23 protein-coding genes are annotated in these 24,860 nt (G+C 69.3%); 14 read left to right on the top strand and 9 right to left on the bottom strand.

Going from position 1 to position 24,860, the window contains the following annotated elements; translation table 11 throughout:
- Positions 1-70: 70 nt before the first annotated feature.
- Both fsa and OMP43_RS12270 read right to left on the bottom strand, forming a co-directional pair.
- The gene (fsa, locus tag OMP43_RS12275; RefSeq protein ID WP_086130650.1) at positions 71-724 is read right to left on the bottom strand and encodes a fructose-6-phosphate aldolase; all 654 of its coding nucleotides are present in this window, start codon (positions 722-724) and stop codon (positions 71-73) included.
- Between the two features lie 25 nt (positions 725-749).
- Entirely contained in the window at positions 750-1,148 is a 399-nt protein-coding gene (locus tag OMP43_RS12270; RefSeq protein WP_280279999.1) for a hypothetical protein, read from the bottom strand.
- Positions 1,149-1,247: 99 nt separating this feature from the next.
- On the opposite strand from OMP43_RS12270, the gene OMP43_RS12265 reads away from it, so the two are divergent.
- Entirely contained in the window at positions 1,248-1,904 is a 657-nt protein-coding gene (locus tag OMP43_RS12265; RefSeq protein WP_280279998.1) for a DUF2490 domain-containing protein, read from the top strand.
- 138 nt (positions 1,905-2,042) lie between these two features.
- On the opposite strand, the gene OMP43_RS12260 is transcribed toward OMP43_RS12265, so the two are convergent.
- Both OMP43_RS12260 and OMP43_RS12255 read right to left on the bottom strand, forming a co-directional pair.
- The gene (locus OMP43_RS12260) at positions 2,043-2,447 is read right to left on the bottom strand and encodes an ester cyclase (RefSeq protein WP_280279997.1); all 405 of its coding nucleotides are present in this window, start codon (positions 2,445-2,447) and stop codon (positions 2,043-2,045) included.
- Complete coding sequence (locus tag OMP43_RS12255; protein WP_280279996.1) at positions 2,444-2,911, bottom strand: hypothetical protein; 468 nt, start codon at positions 2,909-2,911, stop codon at positions 2,444-2,446. Before OMP43_RS12255 ends, OMP43_RS12260 begins: the two co-directional genes overlap by 4 nt.
- Positions 2,912-2,984: 73 nt before the next feature.
- On the opposite strand from OMP43_RS12255, the gene OMP43_RS12250 reads away from it, so the two are divergent.
- The 3 genes from OMP43_RS12250 (at position 2,985) to OMP43_RS12240 (ending at position 8,407) form a co-directional block, all read left to right on the top strand.
- Positions 2,985-5,153 carry a primosomal protein N' gene (locus OMP43_RS12250; protein ID WP_280279995.1) on the top strand — a complete coding sequence of 723 codons (2,169 nt, stop codon included), beginning with the start codon at positions 2,985-2,987 and terminating at the stop codon, positions 5,151-5,153.
- Between the two features lie 91 nt (positions 5,154-5,244).
- Positions 5,245-6,780, top strand: a complete 1,536-nt coding sequence (locus tag OMP43_RS12245) for a hypothetical protein (RefSeq protein WP_280279994.1) — start codon at positions 5,245-5,247, stop codon at positions 6,778-6,780.
- Positions 6,781-6,865: 85 nt separating this feature from the next.
- Complete coding sequence (locus OMP43_RS12240) at positions 6,866-8,407, top strand: serine protease (RefSeq protein ID WP_280279993.1); 1,542 nt, start codon at positions 6,866-6,868, stop codon at positions 8,405-8,407.
- Between the two features lie 231 nt (positions 8,408-8,638).
- Here OMP43_RS12240 and OMP43_RS12235 read toward each other — a convergent pair whose 3' ends face one another.
- On the bottom strand, positions 8,639-9,106 hold the full coding sequence (locus OMP43_RS12235; protein WP_280279992.1) for a DUF1203 domain-containing protein: 468 nt from the start codon (positions 9,104-9,106) through the stop codon (positions 8,639-8,641).
- Positions 9,103-10,143 (bottom strand): bifunctional DNA-binding transcriptional regulator/O6-methylguanine-DNA methyltransferase Ada, encoded by a 1,041-nt coding sequence (gene ada / locus OMP43_RS12230; protein WP_280279991.1) that lies wholly within the window; start codon positions 10,141-10,143, stop codon positions 9,103-9,105. The genes OMP43_RS12235 and ada overlap by 4 nt, the downstream gene beginning before the upstream one ends.
- A 189-nt stretch (positions 10,144-10,332) precedes the next feature.
- On the opposite strand from ada, the gene OMP43_RS12225 reads away from it, so the two are divergent.
- Together OMP43_RS12225 and OMP43_RS12220 are read left to right on the top strand one after the other, a co-directional pair.
- Complete coding sequence (locus tag OMP43_RS12225) at positions 10,333-11,583, top strand: MFS transporter (protein ID WP_280279990.1); 1,251 nt, start codon at positions 10,333-10,335, stop codon at positions 11,581-11,583.
- Positions 11,580-13,199 (top strand): glycoside hydrolase family 43 protein, encoded by a 1,620-nt coding sequence (locus OMP43_RS12220; RefSeq protein ID WP_280279989.1) that lies wholly within the window; start codon positions 11,580-11,582, stop codon positions 13,197-13,199. The genes OMP43_RS12225 and OMP43_RS12220 overlap by 4 nt, the downstream gene beginning before the upstream one ends.
- Here OMP43_RS12220 and OMP43_RS12215 read toward each other — a convergent pair.
- Positions 13,174-13,608 (bottom strand): PilZ domain-containing protein, encoded by a 435-nt coding sequence (locus tag OMP43_RS12215; RefSeq protein ID WP_280279988.1) that lies wholly within the window; start codon positions 13,606-13,608, stop codon positions 13,174-13,176. The two genes, OMP43_RS12220 and OMP43_RS12215, sit on opposite strands and share 26 nt — an antisense overlap.
- A gap of 213 nt (positions 13,609-13,821) precedes the next feature.
- Between OMP43_RS12215 and OMP43_RS12210 the strand changes: the two genes are divergently transcribed.
- Positions 13,822-15,252, top strand: coding sequence for a hypothetical protein (locus tag OMP43_RS12210; protein ID WP_280279987.1), 1,431 nt, complete (start codon positions 13,822-13,824; stop codon positions 15,250-15,252).
- Between the two features lie 247 nt (positions 15,253-15,499).
- Positions 15,500-16,999 (top strand): DEAD/DEAH box helicase, encoded by a 1,500-nt coding sequence (locus tag OMP43_RS12205; protein ID WP_280279986.1) that lies wholly within the window; start codon positions 15,500-15,502, stop codon positions 16,997-16,999.
- Here OMP43_RS12205 and OMP43_RS12200 read toward each other — a convergent pair.
- Positions 16,996-17,940 (bottom strand): alpha/beta hydrolase, encoded by a 945-nt coding sequence (locus OMP43_RS12200; RefSeq protein ID WP_280279985.1) that lies wholly within the window; start codon positions 17,938-17,940, stop codon positions 16,996-16,998. The genes OMP43_RS12205 and OMP43_RS12200 overlap by 4 nt on opposite strands.
- 68 nt (positions 17,941-18,008) lie before the next feature.
- A complete protein-coding gene (locus tag OMP43_RS12195) occupies positions 18,009-18,923 on the bottom strand; it encodes a hypothetical protein (protein WP_280279984.1) in 915 nt (304 codons plus the stop codon).
- Positions 18,924-19,188: 265 nt separating this feature from the next.
- Here OMP43_RS12195 and OMP43_RS12190 point away from each other — a divergent pair, with 265 nt between their 5' ends.
- The 6 genes from OMP43_RS12190 to OMP43_RS12165 all read left to right on the top strand — a co-directional run bounded on the left by OMP43_RS12190 (position 19,189) and on the right by OMP43_RS12165 (position 24,808).
- Positions 19,189-19,743, top strand: a complete 555-nt coding sequence (locus OMP43_RS12190) for a F0F1 ATP synthase subunit delta (protein WP_280279983.1) — start codon at positions 19,189-19,191, stop codon at positions 19,741-19,743.
- Between the two features lie 10 nt (positions 19,744-19,753).
- Positions 19,754-21,283, top strand: coding sequence for a F0F1 ATP synthase subunit alpha (atpA, locus tag OMP43_RS12185; RefSeq protein WP_280279982.1), 1,530 nt, complete (start codon positions 19,754-19,756; stop codon positions 21,281-21,283).
- A gap of 10 nt (positions 21,284-21,293) precedes the next feature.
- A complete protein-coding gene (locus tag OMP43_RS12180) occupies positions 21,294-21,911 on the top strand; it encodes a LysE family translocator (protein WP_280279981.1) in 618 nt (205 codons plus the stop codon).
- Complete coding sequence (locus OMP43_RS12175) at positions 21,912-22,793, top strand: F0F1 ATP synthase subunit gamma (protein WP_280279980.1); 882 nt, start codon at positions 21,912-21,914, stop codon at positions 22,791-22,793. It begins immediately after the preceding gene.
- 24 nt (positions 22,794-22,817) lie between these two features.
- Complete coding sequence (gene atpD / locus OMP43_RS12170) at positions 22,818-24,344, top strand: F0F1 ATP synthase subunit beta (protein ID WP_275915640.1); 1,527 nt, start codon at positions 22,818-22,820, stop codon at positions 24,342-24,344.
- Positions 24,345-24,550: 206 nt separating this feature from the next.
- A complete protein-coding gene (locus OMP43_RS12165; protein WP_280279979.1) occupies positions 24,551-24,808 on the top strand; it encodes an ATP synthase F1 subunit epsilon in 258 nt (85 codons plus the stop codon).
- Positions 24,809-24,860: the final 52 nt, after the last annotated feature.

The raw sequence follows: 24,860 nt of genomic DNA, 5'->3' as shown, positions 1-24,860 counted from the left end.
CCCGCACTGCCCCTCTCCTGGCCTCGCTGCGCTGGGCCACTCTCTCCCCGGAGGGGAGAGGGAGAAAAAGTCACCCGATCTTCTGCCCGGTCTTGGCCCAATCGGCCATGAAGGCGGCGATGCCGTTGTCGGTCAGCGGGTGCTTGACCAGCTGGCGGATCACGCTCGGCGGCGCTGTCATCACGTCGGCGCCGATCTTGGCGGCTTCGAGCACATGGATCGGGTTGCGCACGCTGGCGACCAGGATCTCGGTGTCGAAGGCGTAATTGTCGTAGATCGTGCGGATGTCGGCGATCAGGTCCATGCCCGGATAGCCGATATCGTCGTGCCGGCCGACAAAGGGCGAGATGAAGGTCGCGCCGGCCTTGGCGGCGAGCAGCGCCTGGTTGGCCGAGAAGCAGAGAGTCACGTTGACCATCGTGCCGTCGTCGGTGAGCGCCTTGCACGCCTTGAGGCCGTCGATCGTCAGCGGCACCTTGACCGCGACGTTGTCGGCGATCTTCCGGACGATCTCCGCCTCGCGCATCATGCCCTCGAAATCGAGCGCGACGACCTCGGCCGAGACCGGGCCCTCGACGATCTCGCAGATCTCCGCGACCACTTCGAGGAAATCGCGGCCCGCCTTGTGGATCAGCGAGGGATTGGTGGTGACGCCGTCGAGCAGGCCGGTGGCGGCCAGGTCGCGAATATCGGCGGTATCGGCAGTGTCGGCGAAGAACTTCATCGGGAATCCCTTATGACATTTGCTGTCAGTCGTGCGTGAGCATCAGCCTTGCACGGCCGCCCTTAAGCCGATTCACCGTGACGCGATAGGTGCCGGGGCGCATCCGGTAATAGAGGATCTTGTGGATCGTCGAGCAGCGCGGCCCCCGGCGCTCGGACGCCATGCGCAGCGCGCGCGGACTGCCGGCGGCGAAGGCATCGATCCAGCCCGCGCGATCGATCGCGATGCCGACCGTGCCGGCCTTGCGGATCGTGACGCGCGTCTCCACGCCGCCGCCGCGCACCGGCAGCGTCACCGCATGGCCGGTGTCGAGCCCGCGCCCGTCGCGCGTCCAGCCGGCGAGCGGGCGCGGAAGCCGTGTGTCGAGCGCCGCGCAGCGGCCCTGCGCCGCCATGCCCAGAGCCAGCGCCGTCGTGAGAATCATTGCCCTTGCCCCCCATTTTGATCGCGGCGATGTTCCATGGATGTTCCAGGTCCGGCAAGTAAAGCTTGCACCGGAATGAAGACGATGCGTTTAGGCGCGATGCGTTGGTGCGCCGTCCTGCCCCTGCTCCTGGCCGCCGCTGCGCCCGCACGCGCGCAACGGACCGACGACCAGCTGTGGCTGCAGGCGAGCGGCGTCGTCCGCGTGGGCGAGCATGAAGAAGCGACGGTGGAAAGCATCGCCCGCTTCGGCGAGCGCGCCCGGGGGCTGGCGCACACCGAGATCGGCGGGCTGTTCGCCTGGAAACTCGGCAAGGTCGAACTCGCCATCGGCTATCGGCACGTCGAGGATTTCGTCGGCGACCGGACGCTGCCGAACGAGGAGCGGCTGCGCCAGCACGTGATCGTCCCGCTCGGCGCCGGCTTCGCCACGCGGATCCGGCTCGAGCAGCGCTTCAACAGCGCCGGCCCGGAGATCGGCCACCGCGTGCGCGGCCAGCTGCGCTTCAACGCGCCGCTGGGCCGGACCGGGCTCGGGCTGTTCGCGACGCATGAGACGTTCCTCAATCTCAACAGCACCGCCTGGGGCCAGCGCGGCGGGATCGAGCGGGTGCGGGCCAATATCGGGCTGGGCGCGCCGCTGGGCCGCCAGCTGCGCGTCGAGATCGGCTATCTCAACCAATATCGCTTCGGCCGCGCCGGCGCGCGCGACCAGATGGACCATGCGATGACGATCGGGCTGACGCTGCGGCCCTAGGTTGAGAACCCAAACAAGTATCTGATTTTCCACCGTCATCCCGGCCTTGAGCCGGGATCCCGCTGCTTCCTGCGCTGGCGAGATAGCGGGACCCCGGCTCAAGGCCGGGGTGACGATGGAAGAATATGAGTCCCCACCCTAAGCTTCGCTCACCTGCCTCAGGATCGCGGCGGAGTCGCGGGCGCCCCAGCGCTCGGTGATCTTCCCGTCCTCCAGCCGGAACCATTCCATCGCGGCCACCTCATAGGGCCGGCCGGTCGGCGCCAGCCCGCCCAATCCGCGAAAGGGGCCGGCGAAACGACCGGTCTCGCGCAGGCGCACCGCCACCGAATCCCCCTCGGCGACCAGATCGAGGATCTCGAGCCGCATCTCCATCCCCTCGTGCAGCTCGCGCCAGATCCCCATCGCCATCTCGAGCGATCCGGCACCGAGCACGCCCCAGATCTTCGCATCCGGCGCGAAGAGCCGCGTCAGCCGCGCGACATCGTGCGCGTTGAACGCATCGACATAGGCGCGGACCGCCGCCTTGTTCGCGGCGCTCATTCGCCGGCCACCAGCATGGCCTTCACCCTCGCCCCGGCAAGGCCGGAGACATAGAGGCGATATATGCCCGGCTCGAACCGGAAGCGGACGATCTTGCGAATCGTCGAGCATTCCAGACCATGGCCGTGCCTGACCGAGGCGAGCGCCGTGCCGCCCTCGGCCCCCGGCAGCACGTCGATCCAGCCGCCCTGGTCGAGCGCCACGCCATAGATGCCGGCGCTCTCGATGCGGAAGCCGATCATCGCCGCCTTGCCCGGCTTGCTCCCGGCGGGCAGGCCCTTGAGCGCCGCGCCGTCGATCGTGTCCAGCGCCACCGCCTTGCCGGGGACGAACGCGTCGCCCGGCGCGACCCAGCCGAGCAGGCCGGCGGGCAGGCTGGCGTCGGTCGCCTTGCATTGGGTGGTCTGTGCCGCCGGGGCGGCGGGTGCGGCCTGGGCGAGCAACAGGGCAGCGGCGAGCAGCATCTTCGGTCTCCTTGAAGCGCCAACCGGATACGGGGATTCCGTTTCCGGTGCAAAAGCCCATATGAGGCCATCCATGTCCCGCGCCCGCGTCCTCGTCCTCCACCCCGCGCTCGGCCCGCTCGACTATCGCGTGCCCGCCAGCATGCAGGTCGCGCCGGGATCGATCGTGGTCGTGCCGATCGGGCCGCGCCAATATGCCGGCGTGGTCTGGGAGCCCGAGCGGCTGCCGACCGAGGAGATCGGCGACAATCGGTTGCGGAACATCATGGCCGTCGCCGACGCACCGCCGATTCCCGCATCGGTGCGCCGCCTCGTCGAGTGGACGGCGGACTATTATCTGAGCCCGCCCTCGGCCGTGCTGGCGATGGCGCTGCGCACCTCGGCGGCGTTCGAGAGCGCGCCGACGATCACCGAATATCGCGCGACCGGCCAGGTGCCCGCCCGGCTGACCCCGCAGCGCGCGCAGGCGCTGGAGCGCATCGGCGAGCGCCAGGGGCTGGTGCGCGAGCTGGCCCTGGCCGCCGACGTCTCCGACGCGGTGATCCGCGGCCTGGCGAAGGCCGGCGCGATCGAGGCGGTGGTGGTCGACACCGACACGCCCTATCCGCTGCCCGATCCCGATTTCGCCCCGCCCCGGCTCAACCCCGAACAGGCCGATGCCGCCGCGACGCTGCGCCAGGCAGTGGACGCGGCCGGTTTCCAGCCCTTCCTGCTCGACGGGGTGACCGGATCGGGCAAGACCGAAGTCTATTTCGAAGCGGTCGCCGCCGCGCTGGCGGCGGGGCGGCAGACGCTGGTACTGCTGCCCGAGATCGCGCTGACCGAGCCTTTCCTCACCCGCTTCGAGAAGCGCTTCGGCTGCGATCCGGTGGCCTGGCATTCGGGCCTGCGCACTTCGCAGCGCCGCCGCGCCTGGCGGGCGATCGCCGGCGGCGAGGCGATGGTGACGGTGGGCGCCCGCTCGGCACTGTTCCTGCCCTATCCGAACCTCGGCCTGATCGTGGTCGACGAGGCGCACGAGACCAGCTTCAAGCAGGAAGACGGCGTCCATTACCATGCCCGCGACGTGGCGGTGATGCGCGGCCGGTTCGAATCCTGCCCGGTGATCCTCGCCTCGGCCACGCCGGCGATCGAGACGCGCCACCAGGTCGAACTGGGCCGCTACGAAGAGCTCAAGCTCCCCGGCCGCTATGGGCTTGCGGAAATGCCCGAGATCATTCCGATCGACCTGATCCAGGACCCGCCCGAGCGTGGCCGCTGGCTGGCACCCGCGCTGGTGAAGGCGATCGACGCGACGCTGGCGAAGGGCGAGCAGTCGCTGCTGTTCCTCAACCGGCGCGGCTATGCCCCGCTGACGCTCTGCCGGCATTGCGGCCACCGCTTCCAATGCCCGAACTGCACGGCGTGGATGGTCGAGCACCGGCTGCTCCGCCGCCTCTCCTGCCATCATTGCGGCCACACGATCCCCGCGCCGAGCCTGTGCCCCGAGTGCAAGAGCGAGGACACGCTGGTCGCCTGCGGCCCGGGCGTGGAGCGCATCGCCGACGAAGTGGCGGCGCTGTGGCCCGAGGCGCGGACCGCCATCGTCACTTCGGACACGCTCTGGTCGCCCGCCAAGGCCGCCGAGTTCGTCGCGCGGATGGAGCATGGCGCGATCGATATCGTCATCGGCACCCAGCTGGTCACCAAGGGCTATCACTTCCCCAATCTGACCCTGGTCGGCGTGGTCGATGCGGACCTGGGGCTGGACGGCGGCGACCTGCGCGCCAGCGAGCGGACCTTCCAGCAGATCATGCAGGTGGCCGGGCGCGCGGGCCGGGGCGAGAAGCCCGGCACCGTCTATATCCAGACCCACGCGCCCGATGCGCCGGTGATGCGCGCGCTCGTCTCGGGCGATGCCGACAGCTTCTACGCCGCCGAGACCGAGGCGCGCCGCGACGCCGAGGCGCCGCCCTATGGCCGCTATGCCGCGATCATCGTCTCGAGCGAGGATCGCGCCGCCGCCGAGGAAGCCGCGCGGATGATCGGCCGCACCGCGCCCGAGAGCGGCGAGGACATGCACGTCTACGGCCCCGCGCCCGCCCCGCTGGCGATGCTGCGCGGCCGCCACCGCTACCGGCTGCTCGTCCATGCCCGGCGCAGCTTCGACGTGCAGCAGGTGCTGCGCGACTGGCTGGGCAGCCTGACCTGGAGCCCCAAGGTGCGCGTGGCCGTGGACGTCGATCCCTACAGCTTCGTCTGATCCGCGGCGGACCCGATCGCCCGTTCCCGCAACGTCACCGATTGACGAGCCGGCCGCAGCCCATAAACTCGGTCGATCGGGGGGAAGAATCATGCGTCGTCATCTGTTACTCGCCACTTCGCTGCTACTGCCGTCGTTCGGGCACGCCGCCGACTGGTACGAAGGCAGCTCCAAGCATTTCATCGTCTATTCGGAAGGCTCGCCCGAGCAGGTCACCGCGGCGACCGAGTCGCTCGAGCGCTTCGACCAGGCGCTGCGGACGATCACCGGCACGCCGGACAAGCCGCTCAGCCCGAACCTGCGCGTCACCGTGTTCATGCTCGACGACGTCGACGCGATCCGGAAGCTTTCGGGCAACCACTCGATCGCCGGCTATTACCAGGCGCGCGCCTCCGGCCCGATGGCGTTCGCGCCGCGCAAGACCAGCGGCGAGCTCAGCGCGCGGACGATCCTGCAGCACGAATATGCCCATAGCTTCATGTTCGCGAGCTGGCCGAGCGCGGTGTTCGCCAAATGGTTCGTCGAGGGGTTCGCCGAGTTCGTCGGCACCGCCAGCTATCGGACGGACGGCACGCTGACCTTCGGCGCGCCGCCGGAATATCGCAAATACGGCATCAACCAGACCAACCAGATCCCGGCTAGCCAGCTGCTGATGCTCAACCCGGGCAAGCTCGACGACCTGCAGACCCATATCCTCTATGGTCGCGGCTGGCTGCTGACCCATTATGCGCTGCTCGGCGGCCACGGCAAGGAACTGGCCGACTACATCACGCTGAGCAACGAGGGGAAGACCGCCGAGGCGGGCCGGTCCTTCGGAAACCCGAACGATCTCGACAACAAGCTCAACCGCTACATTTCGGGCAAGACGCTGCCGTTGCTGCGCCTGTCCAGGGATCAGGTCGCGGTCGGCAAGGTCACGCTGCGCAAGCTCGGCGCCGGCGAGATCGCCACCCTGCCGGCGCGGCTGCGCTCGAGCAGTGGCGTGACCTCGGAAACCGCGCCAGAAGTCGCCGAGCTCGCGCGCCGGCTCGCGGCGCCCTATCCCACCGACGCGGCGGCGCAGAACGAGCTGGCCGAGGCCGAGTTCGACGCCAAGAACTATGCCGCCGCCGAAGCGGCCGCCGATCGCGCGCTGGCCGCCGATCCCAAGTCCATCCATGCCCTGCTCTACAAGGGCATGGCGCAGATGGAGGCCGCCAAGGCCGCCGGCGACACCAATCCGGAGCGCTGGAAGGCGATCCGCGGCCATTTCCTCAAGGCCAACAAGCTCGATACCGACTATCCCCAGCCGCTGGTGCTGTTCTACGAGAGCTTCGCCGCAGCCAAGCAGGCGCCGACCGCCAATGCGCGGAACGGGCTGCTCGGCGCCTATGTGCTGGCACCGTTCGACACCGGCCTGCGCGTCACGGCGGGCAAGGTGCTGCTCGAGATGAACGACGCCAAGGCCGCGCGCGTGGCCTTCGAGCCGGTCGCCTACAGCCCGCACGCGCCGGCCGACAATATGGCGCTGAAGGTGCTCACCGCGCTCGACGAGAAGGGCACCGAAGGCGCGCTGGCCGTGCTCGCCGAGGGCGAGGCCAAGGCGAAGAAGGCGGCCGAGGAGGCGGAGAAGAAGAAAAAGGGCTGAACCCCGCCGCCTCCGCAGGCCCCGGCTTGAACCGCCGCGGCTTTTGCCCGAAAGCTGCCGGCCAAATGGAGGTTCGGGTTCGATGATGCGTCGGTTGCTTATCGTGGTGGCGCTGCTCTTCGCATGGGCGGCCCCGGCGCATGCCGACGACATCTCCGCCTCGGCGCGCGGCGTGGTGCGCATCGTCACCATCGCGGTGGTCGATGACGAAGTGGTCGGCTTCGGCCATGGCAGCGGCTTCGCGGTGGCGCCCAACCGGGTGGTCACCAACGCGCACGTCGTCGACCTCGCCTCGCGCTATCCCGACAATGTCGTGATCGGCGTCGTCCCCTCGGAAGGCGACAAATCCTATCAGGGCAAGGTGATCAAGATCGACCAGGCGCGCGACCTGGCGCTGATCGAGTTCACCGGCGTTCGCCTGCCGCCGCTCACTTTGTTCGGCGGCAGGATCTCCGACGGCGATTCGCTCGTCGCGCTCGGCTATCCGGGCAATGTCGACGTCGCCACCGCGCGCTCGGCGGCGGATTTCATCAAGCCCCAGTCGCCGGTGCGCTCGCAGGGCGGATTCGCCGGGCTGCGCCAGCTGAGCGGCGTGAGCGTGCTGCTCCACACCGCCAGCATCGCCCGCGGCAATTCGGGCGGGCCGCTGCTCGATCGCTGCGGCCGGGTGCTCGGCGTCAATTCGGCGATCACCCATAATGACGACGGCGATTCGACCTTCGCCTTCGCCATTGCCGGCAGCGAGCTGGCCGCCTTTCTGGGCGAAGCGAAGCAGCCCTTCGCCACGGTCGACATGCCCTGCACCTCGGTCGAGGAACAGATGGCGCAGGAGCGCAGCGCCGACGAGAAGGCTCGCCTGGCGGCCGACGAGGCATCGCGCGCCAATGCCGCCCGGGCCGAGGCGGAGCGCGACGATGCGATCACCCAGGCGCGCAATCGCGCCGAGACCGCGCGCGAGAATTATATGGCCGGCGCGGCGGTGCTGCTCGTGCTGGGCGCGCTGGCGATGGGCGGGGCCGGGCTGCTGCTCTCGCGCGAGCGCAAGCGCGAGGCGATCTGGGTCGCGGCGGGCGGCGGCGTGCTGATGCTGGGCGCGGCCGCCCTGTTCCTCAGCCGGCCGGGCTTCGACGAAGCCACGGTGGTGCCGGTGCCCAAGGCCGTGGCGGCGGGCACCACGAGCACGGCGGCGCAGGGCAAGCTGGTCTGCACCCTCGTCCCCGAGCGCAGCCGGGTGATCGTTTCCCCGACCGACAAGGTCGACCTCGACATCGGCGAGGACGGCTGCATCAACGGCCGCACGCAATATGCCGAGTCCGGCACGCACTGGCAGCGCATCCTGGTGCCGGACCAGGAAGCCAATGTCTCGGTGCTCGATTTCGATCCCGCGACGGCCATCTATACCAATACGCGCTATCTGCTCTCCTCCGAGCAGATGAAGCAGGCGCGCGCGCTGCGGAAGGGCGTGCCGCTCAAGGAATGCTCTGCGGACCAGGCCAAGCGCGCCGAGCTGGCGACCCAGCAGCAATCGATCCGCACCGCGCTGCCGCCGGTGTACAACGAGAAGCTGGTCTACAAATGCTCCGCATCGGACGGGACGGCGGCCGGGGCGACGCCCGCGGCGAAGTGATCCGCCGGCCACCAGGGGAATACGAGCCCCGACCCTAGGTAGCGACTCACCGTCCTCCCCGCGCAGGCGGGGACCCAGGGCAATATGAGGCAATCGCAGAAATCGCGCATGGGCTTGCCGGAGACGGCAAAGCGTGCCTCACGACCATTGCGCCTGGCCCTGGATTCCCGCCTTCGCGGGGATGACGGCGGGGCTATGCGGGGGTGACGGCGGGGGTTGGGAGGCCCCAGCCTAGCCCCGGTCCACCCGTGCCGCGAAGCAGCCGGGCCTGGCATTGTGCACGTGCAGATACGCCACCGCCGGATCCGCGAAGAAGCGCGCGATCAGCGGCTCGAGATCACGGCCTTCCACCACTTCGGCGTCGGTCATCATGCCGGCGGCGTCAAAGGCGCGGACCGAGAGCAGACGGATCGCCAGCGGCTCGGGCACCGCATTCTCGAAGCGCGCCGGCACCTCGGCCCCCTCGCGCACGAAGATGGCATGGGCACTGCGATAGGGCGAGGCGACCGGCAGATGCTCGTGGTTGACCAGCAGCACCGTCTCGCCCGGCTCGGCATCGGCCAGCGTCACCCGGCACGGGGCGCCGGGCTTCTTCGCCACGCGCATGCGGACGGCATGCCGCGCCGCCAGCTCCGCGTCCGACAGGCCGTAGAGAGAGCGGAACGGCGCCGGATCGATACCCTGGATCACATAGTTCACCGGTCGGCTCCCTCGCGCTTCAGCAATGCCTTTTTGCGGTCCACGCCATAGGCATAGCCGCCCATGCTGCCGTCCGAGCGCAGCGCGCGGTGGCAGGGGATGATCACCGGCACGTGATTGGCGCCGCAAGCCGTGCCGGCGGCGCGCACCGCGCCCGGGCTGCCGGCGGCGGCGGCGAGCTGGGCATAGCTGCGCGTCTCGCCCGGCGGGATCGTGCGCAGGGCCTGCCACACCGCTTCCTGAAAGGCGGTGCCCCGCACGTCGAGCGGCAGATCGGTGTCGCGCCCCGGGCTCTCCACCTCGGCGACCACCCGCGCGGCGAGCGCGGCCAGCGCCGCGCCGCCCTGGACGACCTCCGCCGCCGGGAAGCGCCGGGTCAGGTCGAAGGCATTCTCCTCGAAGGCGACGCGGCACAGGCCCTTGTCGGTCGCCGCGATCAGCAGCGGGCCCAGGCTGGTTTCGGCGATGGTCCAGCGGATCGTCACGCCCGCGCCGCCGCGCTTCCATGCGCTGGGGCTCATGCCGAGCCGGGCATTGGCGGTCTCGTAGAAGCGGCTCGGCGCGGAATAGCCGGCCTCGTAGATCGCGCCGGTCACGCTCTCCTCGCCGGACAGCGCCTCGGCGGCGCGCCTGGCCTTCAGCCCACGGGCATAGGCGGCAGGCGTCACGCCGGTGGCGCGCTTGAACAGCCGGTGGAAATGATGCGGCGCATAGCCGACCGCCGCGGCGACTGCGTCGAGCGAGACATTCTCCTCGGCCGCCTCGATCAGCGCCACTGCCTTCGCCACGGCGATCCGATCGCGGCCGACCTCGTCGGGCTTGCAGCGCAGGCACGCCCGATAGCCGGCGGCGCGGGCGGCATCGGCATCGTCGAAGAACTCGACATGCTCGCGCTTCGGCCGGCGCGCCGGGCAGGTCGGCTTGCAATAGATGCGCGTGGTGGTCACCGCGACGATCAATCGCCCGTCAAAGGCGCGGTCGCGCGCTTCGAAGGCGGCCCAGGCCGCGTCTTCGGAGAGGGAGAATGGGTGGGTCATGGGATGGATATAGGCGCGCGCCGGGCGGGCCACATCCCGGCGATTGCGGTCAAACCCGCTTCCGAAGCTCCCCTCCCTTCCAGGGAAGCGAGTATAATAACTCATACAAATCTCTCTTGCCCTTCCGCCCCAAACCCGCCACCGTTAGCGCTAACGGGCGCATGCTCAGACGCCCGCACGGGAGAGGCCATGTCCTTCTGGCGACGCACGCACGCCCTGCGCTGGTGGATCATCGGGATCGTGATGCTGGGCACGGTCGTGAACTATCTCACCCGCTCCACCCTGGCGGTCGCCGCCCCCGTGTTCATGCCGGACCTGGGCATCGACGAGCATCAATATGGCTGGATCACCGCCGCCTTCCAGGCCGGCGTGATGCTGCAGCCGATCGTCGGCTACATCCTCGACACGATCGGGCTGCGCACCGGGCTCGCCATCTTCGCGAGCTGCTGGGGGGTGCTGACCATGGCGCACGGCCTCGCCTTCAACTGGCAGATGCTGTTCGGCCTGCGCGGCGCGCTGGGCTTTGCCGAGGGCACCTCGCACACCGGCGGGCTCAAGGTCGTCTCCGAATGGTTTCCCGCGAAGGAGCGGGGTCTTGCCGGCGGCATCTACAATCTCGGCGCTTCGGCCGGATCGGCGCTGGCGGCGCCGCTGGTCGCCTGGTCGATCTGGATGTGGAACTGGCGCGCGGCCTTCGTGATCGCCGGCGCCCTTGCCCTGTTCTGGGTGCTGCTCTGGCTGCGCTTCTATCGTCCGCCCGCCGAGCATCCCGCGATCGGGGCCGAGGAGCGCGCCCATATCCTCGCCGGGCAGGAGGGCCACGTCCAGGCCGCAGGCACGCGGCCCTCGATCCTCGCCATCCTGCGCCGGCGCAATTTCTGGGGCATCGCCATCCCGCGCTTCCTGGCCGATCCGACCTGGGGCACGCTCACCTTCTGGCTGCCGCTCTATCTGGTGAAGGTTCGCCATTTCGATCTGGCCGAGATCGCGCTCAGCGCCTTCCTGCCCTTCGTCGCCGCCGATCTGGGCTGCCTGTTCGGGCCGGCGGTGGTGCTGTGGCTCCAGCGCCGCGGCGTAGACCTGATCGATGCGCGCCGCTGGACCTTCACGCTGGGCGCGGTGCTGATGACCGGCATGCTGTTCGTCGGCACGGTGGAGAGCGCCTGGGCGGCGGTCGCCCTGCTCTCGCTCGGCGGCTTCGCGCATCAGACGCTGTCGGTCACCGTGATCACCATGGCGAGCGACCTGTTCCGCCGCGACGAGCTCGGCACCGTCGCCGGCATGGCCGGCACCTGCGCCAATGCCTCGATCCTGATCTTCTCGCTGCTGATGGGGAGCCTCGTCGCCTCGATCGGCTACACTCCCTTCTTCATCGCGCTCGGCCTGCTCGACCTCGTGGCGGCCGCGCTGCTCTGGACCCTGGTGCGCAAACCCGCATGACCCGCAACCCCATCCTGCCGGGCTTCAACCCCGATCCCTCGATCGTCCGGGTGGGCGACGATTACTACATCGCCACCTCCACCTTCGAATGGTTCCCGGGCGTGCAGATCCACCACAGCCGCGACCTTGCCAACTGGGAGCTGATCGCCCGGCCGCTCAACCGCCGGAGCCAGCTGGACATGCGCGGCGATCCCGACAGTTGCGGGGTGTGGGCGCCGTGCCTTTCGCATGACGGCGCGCGCTTCCACCTGATCTACACCGATGTGAAGCGCTATGGCCGCACGACGGTGGGCGGCGCATCGGGCGCGTCGCTCCGCGACTTCCACAATTATCTCGTCACCTGCGAGACGGTGAACGGCGAGTGGTCCGATCCGATCCACCTGAACAGCAGCGGTTTCGACCCCTCGCTCTTCCATGACGAGGACGGGCGGAAATATCTGCTCAACATGCTCTGGGACCACCGGCCGGGCCGCAACCGCTTCGCCGGGATCGTGCTGCAGGAATATTGCCCCGAGCGGCGCCGGCTGATCGGCGAGCGGACCAACATCTTCCCCGGCACGCCGCTCGGCCTCACCGAGGCGCCGCACCTCTACAAGCGCGGCGGCTGGTATCATCTCCTCACCGCCGAGGGCGGCACCGGCTGGAACCATGCGGTGACCATGGCGCGCTCGCGGAGCCTCACCGGTCCCTATGAACTCCACCCCGACATCCATATCCTCTCCAGCCGCACCCGCCCGGACGCGCCGCTCCAGCGGGCCGGCCATGCCGATCTGGTCGAGACGCCGGCGGGCGAGCCCTGGCTGGTCTATCTCTGCGGCCGCCCGCTCCCCAATCGCGGGCGCTGCGTGCTGGGCCGCGAGACCGCGATCCAGCCGATGCGCTGGGGCGCGGATGGCTGGCTCCGCACCATCGGCGAGCCGGGCATGCCGATGCGCGACGTGCCCGGCCCCAAAGGCCGCCAGCCCGCCGACATGCGCGCCGATTTCGACGATCCCATCCTGCCGATCGACTTCCAATGGCTGCGCACGCCCGAGCCGGAGGCGATCTTCAGCCTTACCGCCCGGCCCGGCCATCTGCGCCTCCATGGCCGCGAGACGATCGGCAGCCTGTTCACCCAGGCACTGGTCGCGCGGCGGCAACAGGATTTTTGCTATTCCGCCTCCTGCGCGCTCGATTTCGCTCCCCGCCACTTCCAGCAGGCGGCGGGGCTGGTCGCCTATTACAACGCGGCCAAGTTCCACTATCTGCACGTCAGCCATGACGCGGAGGCCGGCCGCCATCTGCGCGTGATGTCCGCGCTGCCCGATGCGCCGCAGGCCGATGCCTTCACCGCGCCGATCCCGATTCCGGAAGGGCCGATCGAGCTGCGTGCCGAGGTCGATTACGAGCGGCTGCGCTTCGCCTGGCGCCTGCCCGGCGGCGCGTGGCAATGGCTGGCGGAACAGTTCGACGCTTCGATCCTGTCGGACGAGGCGAGTGCGCCCGGCCTGCCCAATTTCACCGGGGCGTTCATCGGCATGGCATGCCAGGACCTGTCCGGTGCCGGCCTCCACGCGGATTTCGACTGGTTCGCCTATCGCGAGCGGGAATTCAGCCCTCGCGGGTCGGGCGCCTGATCAGCCGCCGCAGCGGCGGGATGCCCGGCTTCGCATGCGGCTTGCCCATGCCGAAGCGCGCGGCGAGCGCCGCGGAGAGATCGGCGAGCACATGCTCCTGGCCGCGAAAGGCATGCGCGATCTCCTCCTCGGTCAACGCCTTCATGAAGGCGCAGCCATAGGTATTGCCCGAGCGGCGCACCACCTTGGCGGCGCGCGATCCCGCGCCCGAAAGGCCGAGCGAGACGAGCGTGCCTTCGGGAAGATCGAGTTCCGAGGAGAAGCGGAAGCCCGTGCGCGAGAAATCCTCGACCTGCACGTCGATCGGCCCGCCGTCCGGCGTGCGCAGGGTCGAGGGCGAATCCGTGTCGAACCGGATCGCGCCGCGGCGGTCGATGTCTCCGAGGATCTCAAGCTTGGCGACGAGCAATTTGGGGCTCCATGGTTGGCGCCCCGAGCCTAGCGGGCCATGGGTTAACGAGTGCTTTGCGAGCGAGTCCGCGCGCGTTAATTTCGCATGCGCAACGGCGGGCGCCCGTCCCGGCCGTTTTCGTCGCACCAGCTCGCGTGCCGGTCGCAATCCCGATTGGCGCCGCGGCCCGGCTCCGTCCTCCCTGCCGATGCCGCCGGACGAGGACGAAACATGGCAAGACGCATATTCCTGATCCTGCCCGCGCTGCTCGCCGCCTGCAGCGGCGGCGGCGGCGATGGCCCCGCCGAACCGCGGCCCACGCCTACGCCCACGCCGTCACCGAGCCCGAGCCCCACGCCAAGCCCCACGCCCCCGGCCGATCCGCTCGACCAGGCGATCGCCGATGCGGCGGCGGCCATCCGTGCCGACACGTGCCGGCCCGCCGGCGCGAACTGCGCCTGGACCGATCGCGCCTATAGCCCCGCCGAATTCGAGATGGCGCCCGGCAGCGGCGAAGCGATCCTGATCATCGACAGCCTGCCCCGCCTGCCCGTCCGCGCCATTCGCTTCCGCAAGCATATCAAGGGCTATTTCCGGCTGGGTGCCGGCGGCGCGATGCACGCCGCGACGACCGGCTGGCGCATCCCGGCGGCGCTGTGGAACGCGCTCGACCGCTTCTCCGGTCCCGCCTTCGTGCCCAGCCAGCGGCTCGCGCCGATCGGCGACGCCGCGAACCAGGCCTATGCCGGCATCGCCTTCGACAATAGCGGCCATGGCAGCACCGTCTTCTCGCTGATCGCCGACAACAGCCCCGGCCAGCCGCTGGTGCTGATGGACGCGATCGACCTTCCCGCCATCGCGGCGGCCGACTATTGCGATGCCGCCGGCGGGGACGCGGCGCAGACGCGGCTGGTGCAGGCCGCCCAGCGCGCGGCCGATGCGATCGTCGCGCTGATGCGCGCCAATGATGTCCGCTTCGTCAACTACAGCGCGGGCCACACTTTCCAGACCGTCCGCGACAGCTGGCAGGGCCGCTGCGGGACGCCGCTGCCCGCCGAGGCCGTGCTGCGCGACCGGCTTGCCGCCTATGCGCCGATCTATGCCGCGCTGTTCGGCACGCCCGGCGTGCTTGCGGTGCAGGCGGCATCGGAGACCAGCGGGCTCCATGACGCGCCTTACGACCAGCGCATCCCCGCCTATCGCAACCGCGTCCGCACCGGCTATTTCACCGTCCTCGCATCGGGCCTGGACGATAGCGGCCGCGGCGGCGTCGCGGCGCCGCAGGGCTGGCCCGCCCGCGCCGATGCCGATATCTTCGTCAACACCGGCGTGCTGCCCGAGCGCCCCTATGCCTTCAACCGTACGCCGCTGCTCCAGTCCGACGATTTCAGCACCGCGCTCTTCCCGATCACCGCGCCGCATACGTCCTGGGTGGCGCCGCTGGCGCTCGCGCGCATGATCCATCTGCGCTTCTCGCAATTCCCCGGCCGGCCGTTCGACGACGCCCTGATCGCCGACATCCTCGATGCCGCGACTCCCGCGCGCTGCCCCGGCCAATGGGACGATCGCTGTGCCTTTCAGGACCCGATGCTCCACGGCCAGACCGAAGCGGTGCGGCTGGGCCTGCGGCCGCGCGAATATACGGGAATTGCCGCCCCCTAGGCTCCCGTTCCCAGCGCGGCGCGCGGCGGACAGGGGCGGCCCGCCGGCCGGCTTCCTTGACGGAAACCGATTTCATCGCCATATGCGCGCCCATCGAGCCGGCATGGCAGCGTGATCGGACGCAAGGCGTCCCGGCCCCGGCTCGGTTGATTTCACGGCTTCCCTAGTCACGCGGGTCGTCATTTTTGACCCCGCCTTCGCGTTCGGAATCCGTCCGTGCGCGCCGGCCGTACGCACAGGACACACAATGCAATTCAACGAACTCGGTCTCTCGGAGACCGTTCTCGCCGCGCTTGCCGCCAAGGGCTATAGCGAGGCGACGCCGATCCAGGCCAAGGCGATCCCGTCGCTCCTCGAAGGACGCGACCTGCTCGGCATCGCCCAGACCGGCACCGGCAAGACCGCCGCCTTCATGCTCCCCTCGATCGACCGGCTGGTCGCATCGGGCAAGCGCGCCCAGCCGCGCGGCTGCCGCATGCTCGTGCTCGCCCCCACCCGCGAACTGGCCAGCCAGATCGCCGACCAGGCGCGCCACTATGCCAAGGGCACCCGCCTCACCGTCGCCACCATCTTCGGCGGCACTTCGATTCACAAGAACAAGACCGACCTCGCCAAGGGCGTCGACATCCTCGTCGCCACGCCGGGCCGCCTCGTCGACCTGATGGACCAATGCTATGCGATCCTGATGGGCCTCGAGATCTTCGTGCTCGACGAGGCCGACCAGATGATGGACCTGGGCTTCATCCACGCGCTCAAGCGCATTGTCCGCGAGCTGCCCGCCAAGCGCCAGTCGCTGTTCTTCTCGGCGACCATGCCGAAGACGATCCGCGAGCTCGCCGGCCAGTTCATCAAGGAACCGGTGGAAGTGAAGGTCACGCCCGAGGCGACCACCGCCGAGCGCGTCGAGCAGCGCGTCACCTTCGTCCAGCAGGCCGAGAAGCAGGCGCTGCTGACGATGATGCTCAAGGAGATCGAGATCGATCGCGCGCTGGTGTTCACTCGCACCAAGCACGGCGCCGACCGCGTCGTCCGCCTGCTGGCGGGCAATGGCGTCGCCGCCAACGCGATCCATGGCAACAAGAGCCAGCCGCAGCGCGAGCGCGCGCTCGGCGAGTTCCGCGCGGGCAAGGTGAAGATCCTGGTCGCCACCGACATCGCGGCGCGCGGCATCGACGTGTCGGGCGTGAGCCATGTCTTCAATTTCGAGCTGCCGAACGTGGCGGACCAATATGTCCACCGCATCGGCCGCACCGCGCGCGCCGGCAATGACGGCGTGGCGATCAGCTTCTGCGCCGAGGACGAGCGCCCCTATCTGCGCGACATCGAGCGGCTGATCCGCCAGAAGCTCGCGGTGGTGCCGCTGCCCGAGGGCTTCGTCGCCGCGGCCGAGAAGATCAAGTCGAGCCGCGTCAACGTGCCGCAGAGCCGCGACCAGCAGAACGGCGCCCGTGGCCGCGAGATGCAGCGCGACGGCCGCCGTCCGGGCCAGCCGCAGCGTGGCCGCCCGGGCCAGCGCGACGACCGCGCGCGTGGCGACCAGCCCCGCCGCGACGGCCATGCGCCGCGGCCCGAGGCGGCCGGCGCCGCTGCGGGCGAGCCGCGCCCGCGCCGCTTCGACGCGCCGCAAGGCGAGCAGCCCCGCAACTATGCGCGTCCCAAGCGCAAGTGGCAGCCCCGGCCGACCGGCAGCGGCGGCCAGCGTCAGGGCCAGGGCGGCGGCCGTCAGGGCGGCAATCGCGGACGCTAACGCGCGAGGAGATAGTCGCCGACAGCGTCGAACAGCGCCTGTCGGCGATTCTCCAGGTGCATCCGGTGCGCGCCGTCCGCGAGCGTGACGCGGCGCGCGCCGCCCGGCACGCCGGTCAGCCGGCCCGCCAGCCACGCCACGTCCGCGTCGCCCGCCAGCGGGTCCCAGGCGCCGCGCACGATCAGGGTCGGCGCGCGCACCACGCCAGGATCATAGGGAAAGCGCCCCGACCAGGCATCGCGGAAATCAACATCCGGGCCGCTCGGCACCATCACGCCCGCCGGATCTCGCGCCACGCCTCCCGGATCGCTGGCGAGATAGGCGGCTGCCCAGGCGTCGAAGCGCGCGGGGGCGATCGGTGAGCCCTGGTCTTCGGGCACGCCCGACTGGAAGCTACGCCACTGATCCTCACGCGTGACGAGATATGCGCCCCCGGCCGGCACGGGGCCGCCACCGGCCTGCCGTTCCCCGATCGGGCCGAACAGCACCAGCCGCTCGACCGTCTCGGGCCATGCCCCGGCGAAGATGCCGGCGGGGATCGTTCCCCAGCTATGCGCGATCACCAGGAGCTTCGCGCCGCCGCGCCGTGCCCGGATATGCGCGGCGACGCGGGCGATCTGCGCCGCCGCCGCTTCCGCCCGGCCATAGGGCAGGTCCCCCCGCATCGCCGCCGGCCGTTCCGATCCGCCATAGCCGGCGAGGTCGAACGCCCAGACATCGAAGCCCCGCGCTTGCAGATCGTCCATCCACGACCACCCGTCGATCCGCCATCCGACCGACAGCGCCGATGGAAAGGTGGCGCCGTGGACATAGAGCACCGGCGCCCCGGGCCCGGCCAGGCGGCGAACGAGCAATGCCGGCATGGCAGCATCGCCAGCGAGAGTGGTCACTTCCCCGGCGTGCGCGGCTTCGTGGGCGGCGGCGAGAATCGGTTCGGGCATCGGTTCCTCCAGTCGGTCCGCCGGATGCGGCCGATCGGAGAAGCGATGCTTCGGCCCTTATCGAAGCTTTACCGCCACCGCGCGCGGATCGCCGCATCCTCGCGGCCGGCGATCAGCCGAATCGCGCGGTCTGCGCCTTCCCTGCCCTCGGACGCCCCGGCGCGCGCGGCCGCATGGTACAGTTCCAGCGCCTTTTCATACTGGCCGGCCTGCTCGGCGCAGAGGCCCAGGTCGAAGCTGATCGAGGGATGGTTCGGCACTTCCGGCGCCAGGGCCGCCCAGCCGGCGCACGCGCCGCGCACATCGCGCTTGGTCAGCTTCACCAGGTCCTTGAAGCGCTTCGCCTGATCCTTGGCCATGCCCTTGTCGCTCTCGCGCACGCGGATGGAATAGGTCGAGAGAGTCGGCGCGATGTCGCCGCGCACCGAATAGCCGAGGTTGCGGATCGCATCGGCGATCACTTCCTCCACCGGCGCCGGGCGCTCCTCCCTGCCCTCGCACCAGCTGCTTTCCTGCGTGAAGGGCTTCGTCACCGAATAGACGATCCGCCCGTCGCGATTGCGCACCAGCCGCAGATCCGCCTTCACGCTGACGATGCGGCGGCGGCAGCGCACCTCCACCTCCTCCTCGCGGACGCACTTCTTCTGGTTGGCGCTGTCCTTCTCGACGCAGCGCTTCTCCCGCCGTCGGTACGGTGATTCGTCGACGCCCGTCGTCACGCCGCCGGTGAGCGCGCCCTCGGCGTTGTTCCGCCCGGCGCGGCCGCCCATCAAGTCGAAATGCGTGCCCGACAGCCCCTGCTCGATCGCCCGGGCCAGCGCCTCGCCATCCTGCCCCTCGATACGCTCGATCGCGACCGAGCGGAGCAGGCTCGCCTCGCGGTTCGGCGCGGCGAGCTCGCCGCGGATCTCCAGCACCTCGGCATGCGCGATCCCGGCACACAGGCCGGCGACGGCGATGCCGCCAAGAATCCGCTTGTTCACTTCACCTTCCCCCAAAAGGTCGTAGCGGGCACCGTTTACCACACGAAACGATTCGGTACATGCCCGTGGCGGCCCCGGTTCCGGGAGTCGTTCGTGGCACGCGAATCGGACTCGGGTTGCATCCCCGTGACACCGATGCTAACCGCGCCGCGACCCATAGGGGGCCGTATGGGGCAGCCGTCAGAGTAATACTTTGATGGAGCCGGAAATCGGCCCCCAATTCATATGGGGCTGAAACCCGAACCTCCGAGAGGAACCCGATCGCGTGGAGAATTCCGCCGGTATCCAGGCAAGCCTAAGCGGACGCTACGCTACCGCCCTGTTCGAGCTCGCGCGTGATTCGAAGGCCCTGGCCAAGGTCGAGGACAGCCTCGGCACCGTGGCCAAGGCGCTTGCCGAATCGAGCGACTTCAAGGCGCTGACCGCCAGCCCGCTGGTTTCGCGCGCCGACGCCGCCAAGGCGGTCGCCGCCGTCGCGACGAGCCTGAAGCTCGATGCCACCACCACCAGCTTCCTGGGCGTGCTCGCGCAGAACCGCCGGCTGAACCAGCTGCCCGCGGTGATCCGCGCCTTCCGCCAGCTGGCCGCCGCGCATCGCGGCGAGACCACGGCCGAGGTCACCTCCGCCCATCCGCTCTCCGCCGCTCAGGTCGACGCGCTCAAGCAGCAGCTGCGCGCCCGCATCGGCCGGGAAGTGGCCGTCGACCTCTCGGTCGACCCCTCGCTCCTTGGCGGGCTGGTCGTGAAGATCGGCAGCCAGATGATCGACAGCTCGATCAAGACCCGACTCAATTCCCTCGCGCACGCGATGAAAGGCTGAAGGCTAAGACATGGATATCCGCGCCGCAGAAATCTCGAAGGTCATCAAGGACCAGATCGCCAATTTCGGCTCCGAGGCCCAGGTCTCCGAGACCGGCCAGGTGCTCAGCGTCGGTGACGGCATCGCGCGCATCCACGGGCTCGACAACGTCCAGGCGGGCGAGATGGTCGAGTTCGCGAACGGCGTGCAGGGCATGGCGCTCAACCTCGAGGCCGACAATGTCGGCGTCGTGATCTTCGGCTCGGACGCCGAGATCCGCGAGGGCGACACCGTCAAGCGCACCGGCACCATCGTGGACGTGCCCGTCGGCAAGGGCCTGCTCGGCCGCGTCGTGGACGGCCTCGGCAACCCGATCGACGGCAAGGGCCCGATCGTCGCCGAGAAGCGCAGCCGCGTCGAAGTGAAGGCGCCGGGCATCATCCCGCGCAAGTCGGTGCACGAGCCGGTGCAGACCGGCCTCAAGGCGATCGACGCCCTCGTCCCCGTCGGCCGCGGCCAGCGCGAGCTGATCATCGGCGACCGCCAGACCGGCAAGTCGGCCGTCGCGATCGACACCTTCATCAACCAGAAGACCGTCAATGCCGGCACCGACGAGAGCAAGAAGCTCTACTGCGTCTATGTCGCCGTCGGCCAGAAGCGCTCGACCGTCGCCCAGCTGGTGCGCACGCTCGAGGAGAATGGCGCGATGGAATATTCCATCGTCGTCGCCGCGACCGCTTCGGACCCCGCGCCGCTGCAGTTCCTCGCGCCCTACACCGGCACCGCGATGGGCGAGTATTTCCGCGACAACGGCATGCACGCGCTGATCGTGTTCGACGATCTGTCGAAGCAGGCCGTCGCCTATCGCCAGATGTCGCTGCTGCTGCGCCGCCCGCCGGGCCGCGAAGCCTATCCGGGCGACGTGTTCTACCTGCACAGCCGCCTGCTCGAGCGCGCCGCCAAGCTCAATGACGCCAATGGCAACGGCTCGCTTACCGCGCTGCCGATCATCGAGACCCAGGCGGGCGACGTGTCGGCCTATATCCCGACCAACGTGATCTCGATCACCGACGGCCAGATCTTCCTCGAGACCGACCTGTTCAACGCGGGCATCCGCCCGGCGATCAACGTCGGCCTCTCGGTGTCGCGCGTGGGCTCCTCGGCCCAGACCAAGGCGATGAAGAAGGTCTCGGGCTCGATCAAGCTCGACCTCGCCCAGTATCGCGAGATGGCGGCGTTCGCGCAGTTCGGTTCGGATCTCGACGCCTCGACCCAGCGCCTGCTGAACCGCGGCGCGCGCCTGACCGAGCTGCTCAAGCAGCCGCAGTTCAACCCGCTGCCCTTCGAGGAGCAGACCGCGTCGATCTTCGCCGGCACCCAGGGCTTCCTGGATGCCGTCGCGGTGCAGGACGTGGTCCGCTACGAGGCGGCGATGCTCGCCGACCTGCGCGCGAACCACGCCGACATCCTGAGCGCGATCCGCGACTCGAAGGACCTGTCGGACGAGGTGAAGGCAAAGCTCAAGGCCGCCCTCGAGGCGTTCGCCAAGACCTTCGCCTGATCGCCAGCCGATGGCCGACCACTCCCTCCTCGCATGGACGCTGCTCAGCGTCGGCCTCGTGCTGACGCCGGGGCCGGACACCATGCTCGTCGCGGGTCACGCGGCGCGAGGAGGCGTGCGGGCCGGCCTGGCGGCGGTCTCGGGCGTGGTGCTGGGCGGGCTGTGGTACATGGCGCTGTGCGGCTTCGGCTTCCTCGCCGTGCTGTCGGTCTTCCCGGCGCTGTTCACGGTGGTGAAGACCGCCGGCGCGATCTATCTGGCCTGGCTCGGCTTCAAGCTGATCCGCGGTGCGATCAAGCCGGCTCCCGCCACCGCCGAGGCGCCCGCGCTGGGCAAGCCCTTCTGGCAGGGGCTGCTCACCACCGCGCTCAATCCCAAGGTCGCGCTGTTCTTCCTCGCCATCCTGCCGCAGTTCGTCGGCACCGGCCCTGACGCCCCGCTCAAGGGCGCGCTGCTGATCGCGGTGCCCTATGTGCTCGGCGGCTTCTGGCTCGCCGGCATCAGCTTCGTCGCCGCCCGTGCGGGCCGCGCCGCGAAGCAGAGCAGCGCGATGCGCTGGATCGAGGGCGTTCTCGGCGTCGCATTTGTTGGTCTCGCGGGCCGTCTGGCCCTTGCTCGGAATTCGTAAATGGCAAGTTTGAAGGCCCTCAAGATCCGCATCGGCTCGGTGAAGTCGACGCAGAAGATCACCAAGGCGATGAAGATGGTCGCCGCCGCCAAGCTGCGCCGCGCGCAGGAAGCGGCCGAGGCCGGGCGCCCCTATGCCCAGCGTCTCGAAGCCGTCGTCGCCAGCCTGGCCGGCAAGGTGACGGTGAGCGAGAGCTCGCCCAAGCTGCTCGCCGGCACCGGCAAGGACCAGGTCCACCTGCTCGTCGTCGCCACCAGCGACAAGGGCCTGGCCGGCGCGTTCAACACCAACATCGCCCGCCTGGCCCGCCGCCATGCGCAGGAGCTGGTGGCGCAGGGCAAGACGGTGAAGATCTACACGATCGGCCGCAAGGGCCGCGCCGTGCTCAACCGCCAGTTCCCGAAGGACATCGTCCACTCGATCGAGCCGGGCGACCTGGGCAAGCTGGGCTTCGCCGATGCCCGCGGCTATGCCGACGATCTGATCGCGCGCTTCGAGGCGGGCGAGTTCGACGTGGCGACGCTGTTCTACTCCACCTTCAAGTCGGTCCTCGCCCAGGAGCCGACCGCGCAGCAGATCATCCCGGTCGCCGTGCCGGCCGCCGCGGCGGAAACCCCGGGCAGCGGCGCCGCCGTGACTTATGAGCCCGACGAGGAATCGATCCTCGCCGACCTGCTGCCGCGCAACGTCGCCATCCAGCTCTACCGCGCGATGCGCGAGAACGCCGCGTCGGAGCAGGGCTCGAAGATGACCGCGATGGACAACGCCACGCGCAACGCGGGCGACCTGATCAAGCGCCTCAACACGCTGTACAACCGCCAGCGCCAGGCCGCGATCACCACCGAGCTGGTGGAAATCATTTCGGGCGCCGAAGCGCTCTAAGACCGTTCGAACGAGGAAACAGCAATGGCAACCGAAGCTCCGATCGCAGAGAAGCCCGCCCGCAAGCCGCGCGCGACCAAGCCGAAGGCGGATGCCGCCGGCACTCTGCCGACCACCACCAACAATGTCGGCCGCATCAGCCAGGTGATCGGCGCCGTCGTCGACGTCGCGTTCGAAGGCGCGCTGCCGGCGATCCTTTCGGCGCTCGAGACCGACAATAACGGCAACAAGCTCGTCCTCGAGGTCGCGCAGCATCTCGGCGAGAACACCGTCCGCACGATCGCGATGGACTCGACCGAGGGCCTGACCCGTGGGCAGACCGTCACCGACACCGGCAGCCAGATCCAGGTCCCGGTCGGCCCGGCCACGCTCGGCCGCATCCTCAACGTCGTCGGCGAGCCGATCGACGAGCGCGGTCCGGTCGCCACCGACCTGCGCGCGCCGATCCACGCCGAGGCCCCGCTCTTCATCGACCAGTCGACCGAGAGCGCGATCCTCGTCACCGGCATCAAGGTGATCGACCTGCTCGCTCCCTATGCGAAGGGCGGCAAGATCGGCCTGTTCGGCGGCGCCGGCGTGGGCAAGACCGTGCTCATCCAGGAGCTGATCAACAACATCGCCAAGGGCCATGGCGGCACCTCGGTGTTCGCCGGCGTGGGCGAGCGCACCCGTGAGGGCAACGACCTCTATCACGAGTTCCTCGATGCGGGCGTCATCGCCAAGGACGCCGACGGCAACGCCATCTCGGACGGCTCGAAGGTCGCCCTGGTCTATGGCCAGATGAACGAGCCGCCGGGCGCCCGTGCCCGCGTCGCGCTGTCGGGCCTGACGATCGCCGAATATTTCCGCGACGTCGAAGGCCAGGACGTGCTGTTCTTCGTCGACAACATCTTCCGCTTCACCCAGGCGGGCGCCGAGGTGTCGGCGCTGCTCGGCCGCATTCCGTCGGCCGTGGGCTATCAGCCGACCCTGTCGACCGACATGGGCGCGCTGCAGGAGCGCATCACCTCGACCAACAAGGGCTCGATCACCTCGGTGCAGGCCGTGTACGTCCCCGCCGACGATCTTACCGACCCGGCGCCGGCGACGTCGTTCGCCCACCTCGACGCGACGACCGTGCTCAACCGCGCGATCTCGGAGCTCGGCATCTATCCGGCGGTGGACCCGCTGGACTCGACCAGCCGCGTGCTCGAGCCGCGCGTCGTCGGCCAGGAGCATTACGAGACCGCCCGCGCGGTCCAGTCGATCCTGCAGAAGTACAAGTCGCTGCAGGACATCATCGCCATCCTCGGCATGGACGAGCTCTCGGAAGAGGACAAGCTGACCGTCTCGCGCGCCCGCAAGATCCAGCGCTTCCTCTCTCAGCCCTTCCACGTCGCCGAAGTGTTCACCGGCATCCCGGGTGCGTTCGTGCAGATCGAGGACACCATCAAGTCGTTCAAGGCGGTGGTGAACGGCGAATATGACCATCTGCCGGAAGCCGCCTTCTACATGGTCGGCGGCATCGACGATGCCATCGCCAAGGGCAAGAAGCTGGCCGAAGAGGCGTAAGAAGAACACCTCCCTCTCTCCGCTTGCGGGGAGAGGGCCGGGGAGAGGGGCCTGAACTCCAGGCGCACCGCTCTCCCCCTCTCCCCAGCCAGTTTGGGATTGGCTGGGGTGGTGACAGCCCCGGCTGTCTCCAGATCATGCCGGGGGCATGATCGACCCGTCCAATCCCAAACTCCCCTGAAGGGGAGAGGGAGTAAGGTAAGAAAATGAGCCTGCACTTCGAACTCGTCACCCCCGAAAAGCTCCTCCGCTCGGAGGAAGTGCACATGGTCGTCGTCCCCGGCACCGAGGGCGATTTCGGCGTGCTCGAAGGCCATGCCCCGCTGATGTCGACCATCCGCGACGGCAATCTCGAAATCTACAGGGCCGGCGCCACTACGCCCGAGACGATCCGCATCGAAGGCGGCTTCGCGGAAGTGAACGAGAAGGGCCTGACGGTCCTCGCCGAGAAGGCCGAAGGCTGAATCGCGAGAGAAGCCGGCGGATCGAACCCGCCGGCTCCGTCATCCCGGTGAA

The sequence above is a fragment of the Sphingomonas sp. CBMAI 2297 genome (assembly GCF_029870595.1).
Lineage (GTDB): Bacteria > Pseudomonadota > Alphaproteobacteria > Sphingomonadales > Sphingomonadaceae > Sphingomonas.
The sequence above is the reverse complement of the archived record's forward strand: the minus strand, read 5'-3'. Positions and strand labels throughout refer to the sequence as shown.

Coding starts and splice junctions, on each gene's coding strand:
- fsa (WP_086130650.1), bottom strand. CDS start 724: ATGAAGTTCTTCGCCGACACTGCCGATACCGCCGATATTCGCGACCTG.
- OMP43_RS12270 (WP_280279999.1), bottom strand. CDS start 1,148: ATGATTCTCACGACGGCGCTGGCTCTGGGCATGGCGGCGCAGGGCCGC.
- OMP43_RS12265 (WP_280279998.1), top strand. CDS start 1,248: ATGCGTTGGTGCGCCGTCCTGCCCCTGCTCCTGGCCGCCGCTGCGCCC.
- OMP43_RS12260 (WP_280279997.1), bottom strand. CDS start 2,447: ATGAGCGCCGCGAACAAGGCGGCGGTCCGCGCCTATGTCGATGCGTTC.
- OMP43_RS12255 (WP_280279996.1), bottom strand. CDS start 2,911: ATGCTGCTCGCCGCTGCCCTGTTGCTCGCCCAGGCCGCACCCGCCGCC.
- OMP43_RS12250 (WP_280279995.1), top strand. CDS start 2,985: ATGTCCCGCGCCCGCGTCCTCGTCCTCCACCCCGCGCTCGGCCCGCTC.
- OMP43_RS12245 (WP_280279994.1), top strand. CDS start 5,245: ATGCGTCGTCATCTGTTACTCGCCACTTCGCTGCTACTGCCGTCGTTC.
- OMP43_RS12240 (WP_280279993.1), top strand. CDS start 6,866: ATGCGTCGGTTGCTTATCGTGGTGGCGCTGCTCTTCGCATGGGCGGCC.
- ada (WP_280279991.1), bottom strand. CDS start 10,143: ATGACCCACCCATTCTCCCTCTCCGAAGACGCGGCCTGGGCCGCCTTC.
- OMP43_RS12225 (WP_280279990.1), top strand. CDS start 10,333: ATGTCCTTCTGGCGACGCACGCACGCCCTGCGCTGGTGGATCATCGGG.
- OMP43_RS12220 (WP_280279989.1), top strand. CDS start 11,580: ATGACCCGCAACCCCATCCTGCCGGGCTTCAACCCCGATCCCTCGATC.
- OMP43_RS12210 (WP_280279987.1), top strand. CDS start 13,822: ATGGCAAGACGCATATTCCTGATCCTGCCCGCGCTGCTCGCCGCCTGC.
- OMP43_RS12205 (WP_280279986.1), top strand. CDS start 15,500: ATGCAATTCAACGAACTCGGTCTCTCGGAGACCGTTCTCGCCGCGCTT.
- OMP43_RS12200 (WP_280279985.1), bottom strand. CDS start 17,940: ATGCCCGAACCGATTCTCGCCGCCGCCCACGAAGCCGCGCACGCCGGG.
- atpA (WP_280279982.1), top strand. CDS start 19,754: ATGGATATCCGCGCCGCAGAAATCTCGAAGGTCATCAAGGACCAGATC.
- OMP43_RS12180 (WP_280279981.1), top strand. CDS start 21,294: ATGGCCGACCACTCCCTCCTCGCATGGACGCTGCTCAGCGTCGGCCTC.
- OMP43_RS12175 (WP_280279980.1), top strand. CDS start 21,912: ATGGCAAGTTTGAAGGCCCTCAAGATCCGCATCGGCTCGGTGAAGTCG.
- atpD (WP_275915640.1), top strand. CDS start 22,818: ATGGCAACCGAAGCTCCGATCGCAGAGAAGCCCGCCCGCAAGCCGCGC.
- OMP43_RS12165 (WP_280279979.1), top strand. CDS start 24,551: ATGAGCCTGCACTTCGAACTCGTCACCCCCGAAAAGCTCCTCCGCTCG.